Consider the following 16,648-nt stretch of genomic DNA (forward strand, 5'->3'; position numbering starts at 1 on the left):
GGAGTATAGACGCGCTGGCGAGGGTGAATCGTCCCCCGCCGTCGTCGGGGCCCGGCCCCGACCCGCGGAGGTGCGCATGGCGCTCACGTCTCTACTCGCTCGCCTCGCCCGCCCCGTGCGCCGCTGCGCCGCCCTGGTGCTGCTCCTGGTGCTGGCCGCCCTGGCGGCGGCCGGGCCGGCGGCCGCGGACGGCGTGAGCCAGTACGCCGACGTATCGATCGCGGCCAGCTTCGGCGGCAACGAGCTGACCGTGGTGCTGCGCCAGGAGCAGTCCGTGCCGGGCCCGCTGCAGGTCGACGTGATCGCCCACGACCCCGTGCACGCCGCGGTGTTGACGCTCTCCGTGCTGGCCTCGCAGGGCCTGCCGGGCGCCGACACGCAGGGGCAGGCGACCGTGCGGCTGGTCCCCGGCCGACCGGGCACCTACCCGGCCTCGCTCTTCGTCGACCGGACCGGTCCATGGGAGCTGGACGTGGCCGACGGCCAGGACACCATGCGGCTGCCCTTCCAGGTGCTGATGCCGCGCGCGGCGCCCTGGGAGCGGATCGCCTACCCGGCGCTGCTGGTCGCGGGCCTGCTGCTGCTCGGCGTCTTCGCCGCCGCGGTCTGCGGCCGGCGCCGACTGGCGGTGCCGCTGGCCGCGTTGGTGGCCGTGGCGCTGACCGTCGCCTCGACCACCGCGCTGCTCTCGGGCGACTTCACGGCGACCAATGCGGCCGGCTCGCCGACCGAGAAGCTGCTGGTCAACGCCGACGGCACCACCGCCAACGGCCGCGCCTTCGCCGACCAGCTGCTCTCCACCGTCCCGGCCGCCCCGCAGGCCGGGAGCGCGTTCGCGCTGGACCTCCAACTGAGCGACGGCGCCAGCGGCGCGCCGATCAACGACCTGGTGGTCCACCACGGCGCGCTCGCCCACACGGTGATCACCAGTCAGGACTTCACGTACTTCGCGCACCTGCACCCCGTCCCCGTCCAGCCCGGCGACCTGCTGCTGCGCCTCACCCTGCCCCGGCCGGGCCACTACCTGGTGCAGACCGAGATCACCCGGGTCGACAGCGGCAGCCAGCTGCTCACCACCACCCTGGACGTCGGCGGCACCGCCCCGTCCACGTCTGCGCAGCCGGCCGCGCCGCAGCCGGGTCTGGACACCGCGCAGGACTCCCAGGTCACGCTGTCCCCGAGTCGGCCGGTGGCCGGTCGGCCGGCCGAGATCACCCTGCACGCGGGCACCGCCGCGGCGCCCGAGAGCGACCTGCAGGGCTGGCTCGGCATGTCCGGCCACCTCTTCGTCCGCGCGCCCGGCAGCGACTTCTTCGGCCATGTGCACGAGACGGCCTCGATGGCCGCGCTGGCCGTCCCCGGCGCCGTCATCCCCGACGAGACGGTGGGTCAGTACGGGCCGCTGCTGCACTTCGTCTTCTCCTTCCCCGCCCCGGGCCGCTACCCGGTGTGGATCCAGTACGAGCGGGGCTTCCGCATCCACACGGTGGCCCTCACCGTCGACGTCACCGGAGACACCCCATGACCGTCCCCTCCATCCGTACTCAAGCGTTTCTCGGGTCCGCCGTGATGGCCTTCGTCCTGCTGCTGATGTTCTGGCCGCACGGCGGCGGGTCCCGTGCTGTCCAGGTGGCGGCCGCGACCCCCGACTACGCCGTCCAGGTGCGCCTGCCGCACCCGGACACCGGCTCCGACCAGGCCGACATCACCGTCGACCGGCGCGATCACGGCCCGGTGCAGCTGTCGCAGGTCACCGTGGACGCGCTGATGCCGAGCATGGGTCACGCGATGCCCGCGCTGACCGCCGCCGCCACCGGCCCCGGCCAGTACCGGACGCAGGGTCAGTTGTTCCTGATGGCAGGCAGTTGGCAGCTCTCGGTCCACCTCTACGGGGCGGCCGGCAGCGAGGTGGTGACCGTCCCGGTGACCGTTCCCGCCTCCTGACCGATGTGACCGATGGATTCCTCCTCATCTGAGCTGATTCGTCCTGGCCGGGAGCTGACAACGGGCTGCAATGACAGCCCCTTGCCACCTCCTAGCCGGGACAGCGGACCCCTACCGGTGTTGAATTGAGTCAACAGGGGGACGAAGTTCACGGAGCACCTGGAATGGTGCGGCAGGGCCCTAGTGGCCCGCCCGTGAGCGGGGTCCAAAAGCGATTTTGAGAAAAGGAAATACCCACATGCTCAAGAATGTCGCCGTGACCGTTCTGGCCCAGCGCATCGCCTGCATTGTGCTCCTCTCCGCCGCCGCTGTCGGCGCCGTCGCCCAGCTGGACACCGCACAGGCACGGCCGCAGCAGAGCGTTGTCGCCGACACGACTCCCACCCAGGTCGGCAATGCCGTGCCGGCCCCGGCCCCGGGTGGCAACACCACCGGCTGGGAGTAATACCCACGGCATTCCGCTCGGCCGATATATGGCGAGAATATAGGGCTGCCGGATAGCTTTCCGATCGAGCGCACCGGAATTCTTCGGTGACAGTGGATGCCACGGAGGACATCAGATGGCAGCAGCGCATGCAGACTCGTTCGTGCAGGCCGGATCGCCTGCGCCGGATATGCGGTTGGTCTGCTTCCCGCATGCCGGCGGCGCACCGAGTGCCTTTAGGGGTTGGGCGGATCAACTGCCAACCGGCATAGGCCTGCTGACAGCCTGTTACCCAGGGCGCCACAACCGCTTCATCGATCCGCATCCGGCCTCGCTCGAGGAGCTCGCCGACGAACTGGCCGACGCACTCCAGCCCTACCTGGACACTCCGGTGGCGCTCTTCGGCCACAGCATGGGCGCCGCCCTGGCCTACGAGGTGGCGCTGCGGCTGGAGCAGCGCCACGGGGTGGGCCCGCTGCGGCTGTTCGTCTCCGGCCACCCCGCGCCGCAGCTGGCGCGGGAGGCCGGAACGGACCACCAGGACGCCGAGGCGCTGATCAGCCACGTCAACCGGCTGGGCAGCGCCACGGCCGGCCTGCTCGACATCCCCGAACTGCGCGAGATCGCGCTCGCCACACTGAGCGCGGACTACGGGCTGATCGAGACCTACCGTCCGCCGGCGCCGGCCGCGGTCGGCTGCCCGGTGGTCGGCTACGTCGGCGACCAGGACCACGACTGTCCGCCCGATGACGTCCGGGCCTGGGCCCAACTGTCCAGTGGCCGTTTCGAGTTCCGCTCGTTCCCGGGCAACCACTTCTACCTGGAGGAGCACGAGGCCGAGCTGGTCCGCCAGGTGGTCGGCCACCTCCAGGACGACCTTCGCCTGCGCCGCGTGCTGGGCGCCACCCCGGTGGGAGGCGGCCGTGCTCGCTGAGCTGCACGCGTTGTCGCAGAACCAGGAAGCGCAGTGGTTCCTGCACCAGCTGGCCCCCGACTCCGCCGCCTACAACACCGGTGTCGCGGTGCGGATCCGATCCGCCGTGGACGTCCCGGCGCTGGAGCGGGCCGTGGTCGAACTCGGGCGGCGGCACGACATGCTGCGCTCGGTCTTCACCGAGCAGGACGGCCAGCCCGTCCGGCTGGTCGATGCCGAGAGCCTGTGCCCGCTGGAGCTCTGCCCGTTGCCCGGCGCGACGGTCGAGGAGCTGGACGCGGCCGTCCGCGCCCGGCTGCGGGCGCCGTTCCTGCTGGCCGACGCCGGCGCGTTCCGGATCGTGCTGCACACCCGGGCGCCCGAGGACTCGGTGCTGCTGATCGCCGGTCACCACATCGCCACCGACGCCGCCTCGGACTCCGTGCTGCTCGCCGACCTGCTGGAGCTCTACCGGCAGATCCGCGCGGGCGGGCCGGTCGGCCTCGAACCGCTGGCCGACTCCTACGACGAATATGTGATCAAGGAGCGGCGGCTGGTCTCCTCGCCGCTCGGCGCGGTGCTGGAGAAGCACTGGCAGGACCTCTGCCAGGGCGCCGCCGCCGTCAGCCTGCACCCCGACCGGCCGCGTCCGGCCCGGCAGTCCTTCACCGGCGACACCTGCCGGGTGATCGTGCCGGCCGAGCCGACCAGCCGGCTGCGGGAGGTGGCGCTGGAGTCCGAGGTCTCCTCGTTCGCCTTTCTGCTGGCCGTCTTCCAGGGTGTCCTGCACCGCCACATCCGCACCGCCGACTTCCTGATCGGCGCCCCGGTCACCACCCGGCTCAGCTCGCGCTCGCGCAGCCTGGTCGGCAACTACATCAACACCATCGTCTTCCGCGCCGCGATCGGAGGCACCACCACCTTCCGCGAGGCGGCGGTGGAGGCCAACAAGCAGCTCAAGAAGGCGATGGCCGGGCTGCGCTACCCGTTCGCGCACCTGGCCCGGATCCTGGCCGCCACCCGCGAGGCCGGGGAGTCGGCGGTCTACCGGGTCACCTTCAACATGCTGGCCACCTCGCACCTGCCCGAGCCGCTGCAGGCCGTCCTCGACAGCACCAAGGAGGACGAGGTCAGCCAGTACGCGGGCCTGCGGCTCTCGGCCTACCGGCTGCCGCAGCAGGAGGGCCAGGTCGATCTCGGCGTGGACGTGCTGCAGACCGAGGACGTCCTGGTAGTGGACTTCCGTTACGACAGTGAGCTCTACGACCGCGGCACCGTCGAGCAGTTCGCCGCGCACTTCGTCCGGGCGGTCGAACTGGCCACCGCCAACCCGGACACCGCCGTCTCGCGGGCCCGGATCTGGGGCCGCGCGACGGCGGCCGTCAGCACCGTCTGAGCACCTGCTTGCTGACCCACCGCCCTCGCGGATCGGCCCGTCGATCCGCCCATCGAAAGGAGTACCCGGCCGTGTCCGAGACCATAGTGGACCGGATCGCCAGCCACGCCCGCGAGCTGTCCACCAAGGCGGCGGTGGTCTTCGCCCAGACAAGGGCCGGCGGTCTCGCCAGCGAGCAGCTGACGTACCACCAACTCGACCAGCACGCCCGGGCCTTCGCCCAGTTCCTGGCCGGTCACTGCGCGCCGGGCGACCGGGTGCTGCTGCTCTACCCCGCCGGTCTTGACTTCGTCACCGCGCTGATCGGCTGCCAGTACGCGGGCGTGGTGGCGGTGCCCGCCCCGGTGCCGGACAGCAGCGGCCGCCGCGACACCCGCACCGGCGGGATCGCCCGCGACGCGGGCGCCGTCCTGGTGCTCACCGACACCCGCCGCCACGCCGAGGTCGGCGAGTTCCTGCGCGCCGAGGGCCTGGGCGAGCTGGCGGTGCTGGCCACCGACGAGCTGGACCTGGGGGAGGACGCCGCCGCGCGGTGGACGCCCCCGGCACTGGCCGCCGACAGCATCGCCGTCCTGCAGTACACCTCCGGCTCCACCAGCGAGCCCAAGGGCGTGGTGGTCAGCCACGGCGCGCTGAGGCACAACGTCGGCCTGATCAGCCGCTCGTTCGGCGCCGGCGAGCAGACCAAGGTGTGCAGCTGGCTGCCGCACTACCACGACATGGGCCTGGTCGGTACGCTGCTGGCTCCGCTGGCGCTGGGCGGTGAGATCGTGCTGCTCTCGCCCACCGACTTCCTGCGCCGGCCGCGGCTCTGGCTGGAGCTGATCCAGCAGTACCGCAGCTCCTTCACCACCGCCCCCAACTTCGCCTACGACCTGCTCACCCGGACCGTCACCGACGAGCAGCTCGCCGCCCTGGACCTCTCCAGCCTGCGCTTCGCCCTCAACGGCTCCGAGCCGGTCGACTCCGGCACGCTGCTGCGCTTCGCCGAGCGCTTCGCCCCGGCGGGCTTCAGCCCCGAGGCGTTCAAGCCCTGCTACGGGATGGCCGAGGCGACGCTCTTCATCACCGGCACCCCGCCCGAGCACGGCCCGGTCTTCACCCGGGTCGAGGCCGAGGCCCTGCAGGCCCACCGCTTCGCGCCGACCGCCGACGAGGGCGGCCAGCTGCTGGTCAGCAGCGGCCCGCCCACCGACCTGGAGGTGGTGGTGGTCGACGCCGACACCGCCGAGGTGCTCCCGGAGGGCGCCGTCGGCGAGATCTGGGTGCGCGGCGAGAGCGTCAGTCAGGGCTACTGGCAGCGGCCCGAGGAGAACGCCCGCGCGTTCGGCGCCCGGACGGCGGACGGGCAGGACGGGTACCTGCGCACGGGCGACCTCGGCGTCCTGCACGAGGGCGAGCTCTACGTCACCGGCCGGCTCAAGGACGTCCTGATCGTGCGCGGCCGCAACCTCTACCCGCACGACATCGAGCGGCTGGTGCAGAGCATGCACCCCGGCTTCCAGGGCCTGCAGGGCAGCGTCTGCGCCGTTCCCTCGACGCAGGAGGAGATCGTCGTCATGCAGGAGGTGCGCCCGCACCGAGGCGAGCCGGTCGACCTGCCCGAGCTCTCCCGCCGGATCCGCACCGAACTGGCCGAGCGCCTGGGTGTGCGGGTCTCCAACCTGGTCTTCCTGCGCCCCGGCCAGGTCCGGCGCACCACCAGCGGCAAGGTCCGCCGCTCGGTGATGCGCGAGCTCTTCCTGAGCGACGGCCTGACCGCCGTCCACCAGGACCTCGACGCGGAGATCGTCCGGCGCTACCGCAGTGCCCCCGAGCCGGTCCTCGAACCCGTCCTCGAGGGGGCGAACTCATGAGGCACCGCCCGTACACCGCCGCCGCCACGCTCGACCGCCGGCTCGGCGACCCCGAGGACGACGGACGGCTGTTCAGCTACCGCCGCAGCGCCGCCCTGGACGAGGGCGAGGAGTTCCCGCTGGAGATCTGCCGCGAGCTGGACTTCCTCGGCCTGCCGCGCGCCTATGTCCCCGTCGAGCACGGCGGCGACCTGCGCGGCTACGACGAGGCCATGCAGCTGATGCGGGTGGTCTCGCGGCGCGACCTGACGGTGGCGATCGCGCACGGCAAGACCTTCCTCGGCGCGGTCTCGGTCTGGGTCGGCGGCGAGAGCGAGCAGGCCCGCCGCCTGGGCGCGCAGATCGCCGACGGCACGATCGTCTCGTGGGGGCTGACCGAGCGCGAGCACGGCAGCGACCTGCTGGCCGGCGAGCTCCAGGCGCAGCCGGAGGCCGGCGGTGGGGAGCGCTGCTACCTCCTCAACGGCGAGAAGTGGCTGATCAACAACGCCACCCGGGGCCACCAGGTCTGCGTGCTGGCGCGCACCGACCCCGACGGCGGGCCGCGCGGCTTCAGCGTCCTGCTGGTGGACCGCCGCACCCTCGATCCGGCAAGTCACCGCCCGCTGCCCGCCGTTCGGCTGCACGGCATCCGCGGCGCGGACATCAGCGGGATCGCCTTCACCGACGCCGCCGTGCCCGCCTCGGCGCTGGTCGGCGGCGAGGGCGAGGGCCTGGAGATCGTGCTCAAGAGCCTCCAGCTCACCCGCACGCTCTGCGCCTCGCTCTCGCTGGGAGCTGGCGACCAGGCGCTCGGGATGGCCGTCGAGTACGCGCTGGAGCGCCACAACTTCGGCCGCCCGCTGGTGGATCTGCCGCAGACCAGGCGGCTGCTCACCGAGTCCTACGCGGACCAGCTGCTCGCCGAGGCGGTCTCGCTGGTCTCCGGCCGGGCCATCCACGCGCTCACCGCCGAGCTGCCGGTCAGCTCCGCGATCACCAAGTACCTGGTGCCGACCCTGGTCGAGCGGATGCTGCCGCGGCTGGCCAAGGTGATGGGCTCGCGCGCGCTGCTGGTCGGCGACACCTACCGGCACGGACGCTTCCAGAAGGTGCAGCGCGACCACCGGATCGTCGGGATCTTCGACGGCAGCACGGTGGTCAACCTGCACTCGCTGGTCAACCAGTTCCCCGCGCTGGTGCGCGGCCACCGCCGAGCCCGGGTGGACCAGGTGGGCCTGCGGATGGCGACCACCCTGGACGAGCCGCTGAGCACCTTCGACCGCGAGCGCCTCGAACTGGTCTCCCGCTCCGGATCCAGCGTGGTCCAGTCGCTGCCGGCCGCCCTGGCCGAACTCCGCGGTCTCGATGAAGTACCGGACTCCCTCAAGGAGTTGGCGACCCGGATCAGTGCCGCCTGCGACCGCCTGATGGCGCGGGCGGCCGAGCACCGGCCGACCGCCCTGGACGTCCCGGCCGAGGTCTTCGAGCTGGCCGAGAGCTACACCGGCTGCTACGCGGCTGCCGCCGCGCTGCAGCTGTGGCTGCGCAACCACCAGGCGATGCGCGGCAGTTCGACCGAGCAGCTGTGGGCCGGCGGACTCTGGCTGGAGGCGGCGCTGACCCGCGCGCTCGGCCTGATCGAGCGCACCCCCGGGCCCGCCGGCGACGGCGAGGTCTTCGACCGGCTGGCCGCGCCGCTGCTGGCCCAGCACGCCGGATCCCGACTGCCCTCGCTGCTGCCCTACCCGTGCGAGGAGGAGAGCGCATGACCCTCACCGACCACCGCCCGGCCCCCGGCGAGCTCTGGAATCACGACGACCGGGACCATGACGACCCGGACAGGGTGGAGCCGCTGGAGGCCCTCTTCGGCGACCCGGACGACCCCGGCAACCCGACCGGCTTCACGGCCTTCCTGGACGCCGACGAACGCGGCCAGCTGCTGCCGGCAGGGCGCAGCCTGCTGGACACCTACCGGATCGGCGCGGAGTTCGTCCCCGCGCGGCACGGCGGACGGCTGCGCCAGGCCGACCACCTCGCGCGCACCCTGCGCGCGGTCTTCCGGCGTGACGCCGCCCTGGGCCTGGGCCACGGCGCGATCAACCTGATCGCCTCGGCGACCGTCTGGGCGGCCGGCGCGCCGCAGCAGCGCCAGGCACTGGCCGACGTACTGCTGAACGGCGGTCAGTGCGCCGGCGCCTACACCGAGCTCGGCTCCGGCCACGACCTCACCAGGTCCAAGGTGACGGCCACCCGCAGCGGCGCGGGGTTCGCGCTGAGCGGGCGCAAGGAGGTCATCAACAACGTCAACCGGGCCGACACCGTCACCGTGCTGGCCCGCACCGGGGACGGCTCGGGCAGCCGCGACCACTCGCTGCTGCTGCTGGACATGCGCGCCGTCCCCCGCGAGACGCTGCGCTTCCTGCCGCGCTACCGCACCTCGGGGCTGCGCGCGATCCACCTCGGGGGAGTGGAGTTCCTGGACTGCCCGGTGCCCGAGTCGGCGGTGGTCGGCGAGGTCGGCGGCGCGCTGGAGACGGTGCTGCGGGCCTTCCAGGTCACCAAGGCGACGCTGACCGGCGCCACCATCGGCTGCTTCGACACCCAGCTGCGCACCGCCACCCGGTTCGCCGTCGAGCGCCGGCTCTACCACCGCTCGGTCTCCGAACTCCCGCACGCCCGCTCGGTGCTGGCCGGAGCCTTCGCCGACCTGCTGATCTCCGACAGCCTCAGCACCGTGGTCTGCCGCGCGCTGCACGTGCTGCCCGGGCAGAGCGCGGTGCTGGCGCCGGCCGCCAAGTACCTGGTGCCGCTGCTGATCCAGGAGTCGGTGGACTCGCTGGCGGTGGTGCTGGGGGCGCGGTCCTTCCTGCGCGAGGGGCGGTACGGGATCTTCCAGAAGCACCTGCGGGACCTGCCGGTCGCCTCGCTCGCGCACTCGGGCGCCACCGTCTGCCAGGCCACCGTCATCCCCCAGCTGCCCAGGCTCGCCCGGCGCAGCTGGCTGGCCTCCGACGGCGCCCCGGCCACGCTCTTCAGGCTGCGCGAGCCGCTGCCCGAGCTGGACTTCGGCGCGCTGGGGATCTCGGCGGGCGCCGAGGACAGCCTGCTCGGCACGCTCCCGGTGCTGGCCGAGGAGCTGCGCGGCGACGCCGAACTCGGCCCGCTCTGCGAGCTGCTGGTCGCCGAGCTGCGCGCCCTCAGGGCGAGCTGCGCGGACCTGGCACCGCGCAACCGCACGCCGCTGGCCGAGCCGATCGGCTTCCAACTCGCCGAGCGCTACAGCATCCTGCTCGCCGCGGCCGCCTGCCTGGGCGTGTGGCGCTACAACCACCAGCACCCGACCGCGTTCCTGCGCGACAGCGCCTGGCTGACGCTGGCCCTGCGCCGGCTGATCGCCCGGCTCGGCCTGCCGCTGCCGCCCGCCGGCGCCGGCACCGAGCAGCGCGTCTTCACCGAACTGCTCTCCCGCGAACGGGAGAACCGCTCCTTCGACCTCACCGGCCGGCTACTCGCCTAGCCGATATTCCGTCACTGAAAGGAAGTCCCCGATCATGGCTACCCCCACCACCACCCCCACCACCTCGTCCGAGCCGATGAGCACCGAGGAGATTCGCGACTGGCTGCTCGGCAGAGTCGCCTTCTACCTCCAGCGCCCGGCCGAGGAGATCGACAGCACCGTCAAGCTGGCCGAGTACGGCCTGGACTCGCTCTACGCGCTGACCCTGTGCGGCGACATCGAGGACGAGTTCGACATCCCGGTCGTCCCCACGCTGGCCTGGGACCACCCGACCGTGGACGCGATCGCCGAGCTGGTCCACCAGCAGGTCGCCGAGCTGCACCAGGGCGACGCGGCGGACCAGACGGATCAGGCCGACCCGCGGTGAGCGCCCGCCGCGGCTGGGCGGTGCTCGTCGCGGCACTGGCGATGGTGGTGCCCTGGGCGCTGAGTGTCAGCAGCGCCTTCCCGGCCACCATCACCGCCTACCACTGGACCCGGACCTGGCTCGGCTTCGACTACGTGCTGACCGGCGGCCTGGCGCTCACCGGGTGGTTCGCCCGGCGCGCGGACCGCCGGGCGATGCCCTTCGGCGTGGTGACCGGCACCCTCCTGTTGATCGACGCCTGGTTCGACGTGTGCACCTCGCCGGCCGGCCTGGAGTTCGGCCAGGCGGTGGTGGACTCCTTCTTCGAGGTGTCCGGGGCGCTGCTCTGCTTCGCGATCGCCCTGCGGGCGGCAGCTCCCGGGGCCGCCGCCGGAGGTGGAGCCAGCACCACCATCGAAACGGGTACCAGCGTTGAGGACCCGGCGGCCCCGCTGCGGGATCGTTGAGCACACGACAGCACCGCTGACCGAGAGGGGAGTTGCTCATGTTCTCGTTCGTTCCCGTGGCCGTGGCCACGCGTTGGGCACCCCGGATCGTGCTGGCGGCCGCCGTCGCCATGATCCCGTGGATGCTCTACCTCGGCCTCTGCCTGCCCTCCACCGTGTCGGCCCGGCACTGGCAGCTGGCCTGGGTCGGCCTGGACGTTGCGGGCCTGGCCGCGCTGGCGGGGGCCTGCTGGCTGGCCCACCGGCGCGACCCCCGGGCCCTCCCGGTGGCGATCATGAACGCCACCCTGGTGGCCGCCAAGATCTGGTTCGGGATGTCCACCTCGCCGTCCGGGCACACGCCGAACGGGCCGCTGCTGGTCGAGGGCGGTCAGCTCGCGCTGGCGGTCTGCTGCCTGCTGCTCACCGCCGCCGAGCCCGCCTCCGCCCGCCCGGTCCGCCCGGCCGGCCGCTTTCCTCGTACCTCCCTGGAGAACTGACACCATGAGCGCCCTCTCGTCCTTGACCTCGACCCTGACCTCGTCCAAGCACCGCAAGGCCGTCCGCCGGGTCGCGGCCGGGACGGCGGTCGCGGCCGCCGTCGGCGCCTGGTGGGCCTTCGACTCCGCGCCCTACCCGTACGCGCAGCACTGGCTGCTCGACCTGCCGCTGCCCTTCCTCTCGCTGCGCCGCCTGGACGGCATGCTGCAGAGCAAGCCCGGCGAGCGGATCCTGGAGATCGGCCCCGGCACCGGGCTGCAGTCCCTGCACGTCGCCCCGCAACTGGGCGCCACCGGGCGGCTGGACATCGTGGACATCCAGCAGCCGATGCTCGACCACGTGATGCGCCGGGCCGCCGAGCAGGGCATCGCCGCCATCCACCCGACCCTCGCCGACGCCCACCTGCTGCCCTTCGAGGACGCCACCTTCGACGCCGCCTACCTGGTCACCGCCCTCGGCGAGATCCCGGACCCGACGGCTACCCTGCGTGAGCTGCGCCGGGTGCTGAAGCCGAGCGGGCGGCTGGTCGTCGGCGAGTTCATGGACCGCCACCAGATCCGGCCCGCCCGGCTGATCGGCCACGCGGAGGAGGCGGGGCTGCGGGTCGGCAAGCTGATCGGCCCGCCGTTCGCCTACTACGCCCGGCTGCGCCCGTACGTGCAGGCCATCCCCGACCTCACCGCCGACTCCCTCCAGCCGGCCACGGCGGGCCACCTGCGGCTCAGCTGAGCCGCGCGGACCCGCTCAGGCGGGCCGACTCGCTCAGGCGAGCGTGTCCAGATCGATCCACCCGCGTAAAGCGGCCACCGCGCCCGCCTGGAACCGGCTCCCCGCCTCCAGGCGGGCCATCAGGCTGGCCGTGATGCGGCGCCCGGTACGGACGGAGACGCCCAGGCGCCGGCCGACCGCCTCGTCGGCGTAGCCGCGGGCGAGCAGCGTCAGCACCGCCTGCTCCTGGGTGGTCAGCCCGTGCTCGCTGGGCTCCGGGCGCCGGCCCAGCGGCAGCGACCCGGCCCAGACGTGGTCGAACAGCGCGCAGAGCGCGCTCACCATGCCGGGGCTGCGCACCAGCATGGCGCCGGCGCCGGGCGCATCCGGGTCCACCGGCACCATGGCCACCCGGCGGTCGTAGATCGCCATCCGGGGCGGCAGGGTGGGCGCGGTGCGGACCTGGGCGCCGAGTTCGGTGAGCCAGCGCGCGTACTCGACCGTCGCGGCGTCGTTGGCGACGCTCTCCAGGTAGATCGAGCGCATCTTCACGCCGCGTCCCAGCAACTCCTTGTCGGTGGGCCGGCTGTTCTCCATGTTGACCGGCGACTGCGCGCCGCCCGGCACCAGGGCCATCAGCTCGCTCTCGCAGTTGGCCACCAGTGTCTGGATCCTGAGCCGGATCGCGTCCAGCCCGGTCAGCACCTCGACGCTCAGCTCCTGCTGGGAGCGGGTGTACTGGGTGTACTCGGCGACCACGTGCCGCACCACCAGCCGGCTGGCCTCGATGGCCTCCTGCTGTTTTCGCAGCTCGGCCTCCTGATGGGAGAGCAGCGCCACCAACCCGACCTCGGGCTCCACCGCGCGCAGTTCGCCGGGGACCTGCCAGGACGGCCGTACCAGCTGCAACTCCTCCAGCTCGCCGAGTGCCTGACGGACCCGTGGTTCCTCCCAGCCGAGCACCTGGGTGATCTGCGCGATGCCCGCGTCGGTGTCTCTGAGCATCTCCTGGTAGACGGCTGCCGCGTCCGTGTCGAGCCCCAGCAAGTCGAGTCTGAAGGACACGCTCTGCACCAACCCTTTCGCCGACCGGCGTCACATACAGCAGCCCCCGCTGCCACCGGCACTCACTCACGACGCTTGATTCTCACTCAAGGGAGCCTCGAAGCGGAGGGTGGTATGCAAATTAGCCGCGGGCCCCCGCACCTCGGCAAGAATGATCGACTACGGATCTTACTGTCTCATAGTGCTCCGGCGGTCTTGACGGGGGACACCGATGGGAAGAAACGCCTTGCCGCGGCGGACAGGCCGACGATCAGTGCCGCGCAGGTGAGGGCCGCCAGGTGCTCCAGGCCCGCGAGGTTCGGCAGCAGGATCGCCTCGACGGACATCACCGCGATCACGCCGGCCCCGGTGTACCAGGCTCCGTAGCGCCAGGCGGCGCACAGTGCCAGGCCCACCACGGCCGCCGACGGCCCGGTGTCCCGGACGTGCGCGAACCAGGCCGGCAGATGGGCCGGCAGCCCGGAGTCGTGGGAGACCCCGATCCGGGTGAACAGCGTCCCGGCCAGCGTGCAGGCGTAGCCGACGACGAGCGTCCGGCGCAGGCCGAGCGCCAGCTCGGCTATCCCGAACACCACCAGGACCTGGAGCATCGCCCCCCAGACCGGCAGGTCCAGCGCGGGGACGAAGAGCGACAGCGGCGTGCGCAGCAGCGAGAGGGCGAACGGCTGCGCCGCGCAGACCACCCCGAGCCGGGCGGCCAGCGCGGCGCCCCCGGGCAGGTGCTGGAGCACACCGAACAGCAGGACCAGCAAGGTCGCCAGCACGGTGAACGGGATCGCGGCCAGTCGTCTCTCCATCAACCGCCCGCGCACCGCGCTGAACAGCGCCCCCCATTCGGACACCGCCGCGCTGCGCGTCAGGTTCATCACCCGGGTGCTCACTGCCGTCCTCCTCGCCGCCGTTCACTCCGGGGCGTTGACAGGCCCCTGAGGACGATCCTCAGGGAACGAACAATGATCTAACTACACATCAGCTAGTTCTCAGGGGGATATCGGGGTTCCCCCCCAGGGGGACCCCTGAAGCGGGAGCCGGGGTCGACGGTGCCCGCGGGCGATCCGAGACGGTGACCGGATCGGTCCGCTCCCAGGCAGGATCCGGCCTTCGCGGAGGGGGCCCGGCGGCGCCAGGATGGGGGCATGAAGAAGAAGAGCGCACTGATTGTCATCGACGTCCAGGAGTCCTTCCGCCGGCTGGAGAACTGGGCGGCCGTCTCCAACCCCGACATCGTCGCCCGGGTGAACCGTCTGGTGGCCGCCGCCCGGGCGCGCGGCGAGCTGGTCGTCTGGGTGCTGCACGCCGACCACGGCAGCGGCACGGCCTTCGACCCCGCGCTCGGGCACGTCCGGCTGATCGAGGGGCTGGAGCCGGCCGAGGGCGAGCCCGTCGTCACCAAGACCGCGCACAACGCGTTCACCACCACCAACCTGCAGCAGCTGCTCACCGAGCGCGGCATCGGCGAGGTGGTGGTCTGCGGCATCCGCACCGAGCAGTGCTGCGAGACCACCACGCGGGTCGCGTCCGACTTCGGCTACCAGGTCACCTTCGTCACCGACGCGACCGCCACCCACCCCATCGAGCACTGGCAGGCGCCGGCCGGCCGCAGCCTGGCGGAGATCCTGGCCGACCCGCGTACCCTGGGCACGGACGAGATCATCGCCCGCACCGAGTACGCGCTGGCGGGCCGTTTCGCTCGGATCGCCACCGTGGAGGAGCTGACCGGATCGTGACCCGTGTGGTCTTCCTGCTGGTCCCGCAGGTGCACCTGCTGGACCTCGCCGGGCCGGCCCAGGTCTTCTCGACGGCGGCCGGACTCGGCCACGGCTACCAACTCGACTACGTGGCCGAGCGGGAGGACGTCCCGACCGCCCAGGGCGTGGTGCTGCGGGCCCGCACCCAGTGGCCGGAGCTGACGGCGCAGGACCTGCTCGTCGTCCCCGGCTGGAGCTCGCCGGCCCTGCACACCCACGGCGCGCTGGAGCGGGCGACGCTGGAGCGGCTGGCGGCGCACCACGCGGCGGGCGGCACGGTGGCCAGCATCTGCGCGGGAGCGGACGCCCTGGGCCGGGCCGGGCTGCTGGACGGCCGCCGCTGCACCACCCACCACGACCTGCAGGACGAGCTCGCCCGCCGCTACCCCCGGGCCGGCGTGGTGCGCGACGTGCTCTATGTGGTCGACGACCGGGTGGTCAGCTCGGCCGGCATCGCCAGCGGCATCGACCTGGCCCTGCACCTGGTCGCCGTCCGGCACGGCCCGGGCACCGCCGCCCGGGTCGCCCGGTCGATGGTCGTCTACGCCCGCCGCAACGGCGACGAGCAGCAGACCAGCGCGATGCTGCGCCACCGCGCCCACCTCAGCGACGCCGTCCACCGGGTCCAGGACCTGATCGACGCCCGGTTCACCAGCCGCCTCGCGCTGCCCGACCTCGCCGCGACCGCCGGCGTCAGCGAACGGACCCTCACCCGCCACTTCACCGAGGCCACCGGCCTGACACCGCTGCGCTACCAGCAGGAACTGCGCATCGAGCGCGCCGAACACCTCATCACCCAGGGCGCGACCATCGAGGCCAGCGCCCGCGCCGTCGGCTTCCAGGACGCCCGCATGCTCCGCCGCCTTCGCGCGAGGTAGGCTCCCCGATCTAACTGCCAGCGCCCCGAAAGGCCTTCATGTCGGCTCCCCACGTGACCCGCTCCGCATCCGCCCCCGACCCCGCGCCGCTCTCCGAAGCCGAGGTGGTCGTCCGGTTGCGGGCTGCCGGGTGCGTCTTCGCCGAGGAGGAGGCGCAGCTGCTGCTCGCGGCAGCGGCCGGGACGCCGGCCGAGCTGGAGAGCATGGTGCAGCGGCGGGTGGCCGGACTGCCGCTGGAGCACGTGGTCGGCTGGGCGGAGTTCCGGGGCTTGCGGATCGCGGTGGACCCGGGGGTGTTCGTGCCGCGCCGGCGCACCGAGTTCCTGGTGGAGCAGGCGGCCGAACTCGCTCCGGCGCGGCCCGTCGTGGTCGATCTCTGCTGCGGCTCGGGCGCGTTGGGGGTGGCGCTGGCGGCGGCGGTGGAGGGCGTCGAGCTGCACGCGGCCGATGTGGACCACGCCTCGGTGGAGTGCGCCCGGCGCAATGTCGGGCCGGCCGGCGGCCGGGTCTACGAGGGCGACCTCTTCGAGCCGCTGCCCGTCGCGCTGCGCGGGCGGATCGACGTGTTGCTCTCCAATGTGCCCTATGTGCCCACCGCCGAGATCGAGTTGCTGCCGGCCGAGGCCCGCGAGCACGAGGTGCGGGTGGCGCTGGACGGCGGCCCGGACGGCCTCGCGGTGCTGCGCCGGGTGGCCGCCGCCGCGCCGTCCTGGCTGGCCCCGGGCGGACACCTGCTCTTCGAGACCAGCGAGCGCCAAGTGCCCTACGCCGTCGAGGCACTGACCGCGGCCGGGCTGTCCGTCCGGATCGCCACCGACGACGAGCTGGACGCCACGGTGCTGATCGCCACCAGGCCTGCCCCGCCACTGTAGGTGGCCGTAGGCTCCGGGCATGCAGGGGGCGAAAGAAGGCGAGAGAGCCGGC

General features: G+C 72.7%; 17 protein-coding genes. 15 read left to right on the plus strand and 2 right to left on the minus strand.

What is annotated here, in order from left to right; all coding sequences use genetic code 11:
• The first annotated feature begins 76 nt into the window (after positions 1 to 76).
• From P3T34_RS30190 to P3T34_RS30245, 12 genes are all read left to right on the plus strand, one after another.
• A complete protein-coding gene (locus P3T34_RS30190) occupies positions 77 to 1,525 on the plus strand; it encodes a hypothetical protein (protein WP_280669192.1) in 1,449 nt (482 codons plus the stop codon).
• The gene (locus P3T34_RS30195) at positions 1,522 to 1,944 is read left to right on the plus strand and encodes a FixH family protein (RefSeq protein ID WP_280669193.1); all 423 of its coding nucleotides are present in this window, start codon (positions 1,522 to 1,524) and stop codon (positions 1,942 to 1,944) included. The genes P3T34_RS30190 and P3T34_RS30195 overlap by 4 nt, the downstream gene beginning before the upstream one ends.
• A 238-nt stretch (positions 1,945 to 2,182) precedes the next feature.
• Entirely contained in the window at positions 2,183 to 2,389 is a 207-nt protein-coding gene (locus P3T34_RS30200; RefSeq protein WP_280669194.1) for a hypothetical protein, read from the plus strand.
• Between the two features lie 115 nt (positions 2,390 to 2,504).
• On the plus strand, positions 2,505 to 3,302 hold the full coding sequence (locus P3T34_RS30205) for an alpha/beta fold hydrolase (protein ID WP_280669195.1): 798 nt from the start codon (positions 2,505 to 2,507) through the stop codon (positions 3,300 to 3,302).
• Positions 3,292 to 4,677: a condensation domain-containing protein gene (locus P3T34_RS30210; protein ID WP_280669196.1), complete on the plus strand. Its 1,386-nt coding sequence runs from the start codon at positions 3,292 to 3,294 to the stop codon at positions 4,675 to 4,677. The genes P3T34_RS30205 and P3T34_RS30210 overlap by 11 nt, the downstream gene beginning before the upstream one ends.
• A 71-nt stretch (positions 4,678 to 4,748) precedes the next feature.
• Positions 4,749 to 6,533 (plus strand): fatty acyl-AMP ligase, encoded by a 1,785-nt coding sequence (locus tag P3T34_RS30215; protein WP_280669197.1) that lies wholly within the window; start codon positions 4,749 to 4,751, stop codon positions 6,531 to 6,533.
• The gene (locus P3T34_RS30220; RefSeq protein WP_280669198.1) at positions 6,530 to 8,284 is read left to right on the plus strand and encodes an acyl-CoA dehydrogenase family protein; all 1,755 of its coding nucleotides are present in this window, start codon (positions 6,530 to 6,532) and stop codon (positions 8,282 to 8,284) included. The genes P3T34_RS30215 and P3T34_RS30220 overlap by 4 nt, the downstream gene beginning before the upstream one ends.
• On the plus strand, positions 8,281 to 10,032 hold the full coding sequence (locus P3T34_RS30225) for an acyl-CoA dehydrogenase (protein ID WP_280669199.1): 1,752 nt from the start codon (positions 8,281 to 8,283) through the stop codon (positions 10,030 to 10,032). The genes P3T34_RS30220 and P3T34_RS30225 overlap by 4 nt, the downstream gene beginning before the upstream one ends.
• A 34-nt stretch (positions 10,033 to 10,066) precedes the next feature.
• On the plus strand, positions 10,067 to 10,399 hold the full coding sequence (locus tag P3T34_RS30230) for an acyl carrier protein (RefSeq protein ID WP_280669200.1): 333 nt from the start codon (positions 10,067 to 10,069) through the stop codon (positions 10,397 to 10,399).
• Positions 10,396 to 10,845: a hypothetical protein gene (locus tag P3T34_RS30235; RefSeq protein ID WP_280669201.1), complete on the plus strand. Its 450-nt coding sequence runs from the start codon at positions 10,396 to 10,398 to the stop codon at positions 10,843 to 10,845. The genes P3T34_RS30230 and P3T34_RS30235 overlap by 4 nt, the downstream gene beginning before the upstream one ends.
• Positions 10,846 to 10,883: 38 nt before the next feature.
• Entirely contained in the window at positions 10,884 to 11,324 is a 441-nt protein-coding gene (locus P3T34_RS30240) for a hypothetical protein (RefSeq protein WP_280669202.1), read from the plus strand.
• Between the two features lie 4 nt (positions 11,325 to 11,328).
• Positions 11,329 to 12,054, plus strand: coding sequence for a class I SAM-dependent methyltransferase (locus P3T34_RS30245; protein WP_280669203.1), 726 nt, complete (start codon positions 11,329 to 11,331; stop codon positions 12,052 to 12,054).
• A gap of 33 nt (positions 12,055 to 12,087) precedes the next feature.
• Here P3T34_RS30245 and P3T34_RS30250 read toward each other — a convergent pair whose 3' ends face one another.
• Positions 12,088 to 13,098 (minus strand): LuxR C-terminal-related transcriptional regulator, encoded by a 1,011-nt coding sequence (locus tag P3T34_RS30250; RefSeq protein ID WP_280669204.1) that lies wholly within the window; start codon positions 13,096 to 13,098, stop codon positions 12,088 to 12,090.
• A 176-nt stretch (positions 13,099 to 13,274) separates the two neighbouring features.
• Entirely contained in the window at positions 13,275 to 13,979 is a 705-nt protein-coding gene (locus tag P3T34_RS30255; RefSeq protein ID WP_280669205.1) for a hypothetical protein, read from the minus strand.
• Between the two features lie 255 nt (positions 13,980 to 14,234).
• On the opposite strand from P3T34_RS30255, the gene P3T34_RS30260 reads away from it, so the two are divergent.
• Genes P3T34_RS30260 through P3T34_RS30270 form a run of 3 tightly spaced genes read left to right on the plus strand, consistent with a single transcriptional unit; the run spans position 14,235 to position 16,596 of the window.
• The gene (locus P3T34_RS30260) at positions 14,235 to 14,825 is read left to right on the plus strand and encodes a cysteine hydrolase family protein (protein WP_280669206.1); all 591 of its coding nucleotides are present in this window, start codon (positions 14,235 to 14,237) and stop codon (positions 14,823 to 14,825) included.
• Entirely contained in the window at positions 14,822 to 15,724 is a 903-nt protein-coding gene (locus P3T34_RS30265) for a DJ-1/PfpI family protein (protein WP_280669207.1), read from the plus strand. Before P3T34_RS30260 ends, P3T34_RS30265 begins: the two co-directional genes overlap by 4 nt.
• Before the next feature lie 38 nt (positions 15,725 to 15,762).
• Entirely contained in the window at positions 15,763 to 16,596 is an 834-nt protein-coding gene (locus P3T34_RS30270; RefSeq protein ID WP_280669208.1) for a putative protein N(5)-glutamine methyltransferase, read from the plus strand.
• Positions 16,597 to 16,648: the final 52 nt, after the last annotated feature.

Source organism: Kitasatospora sp. MAP12-44 (assembly GCF_029892095.1).
Lineage (GTDB): Bacteria > Actinomycetota > Actinomycetes > Streptomycetales > Streptomycetaceae > Kitasatospora.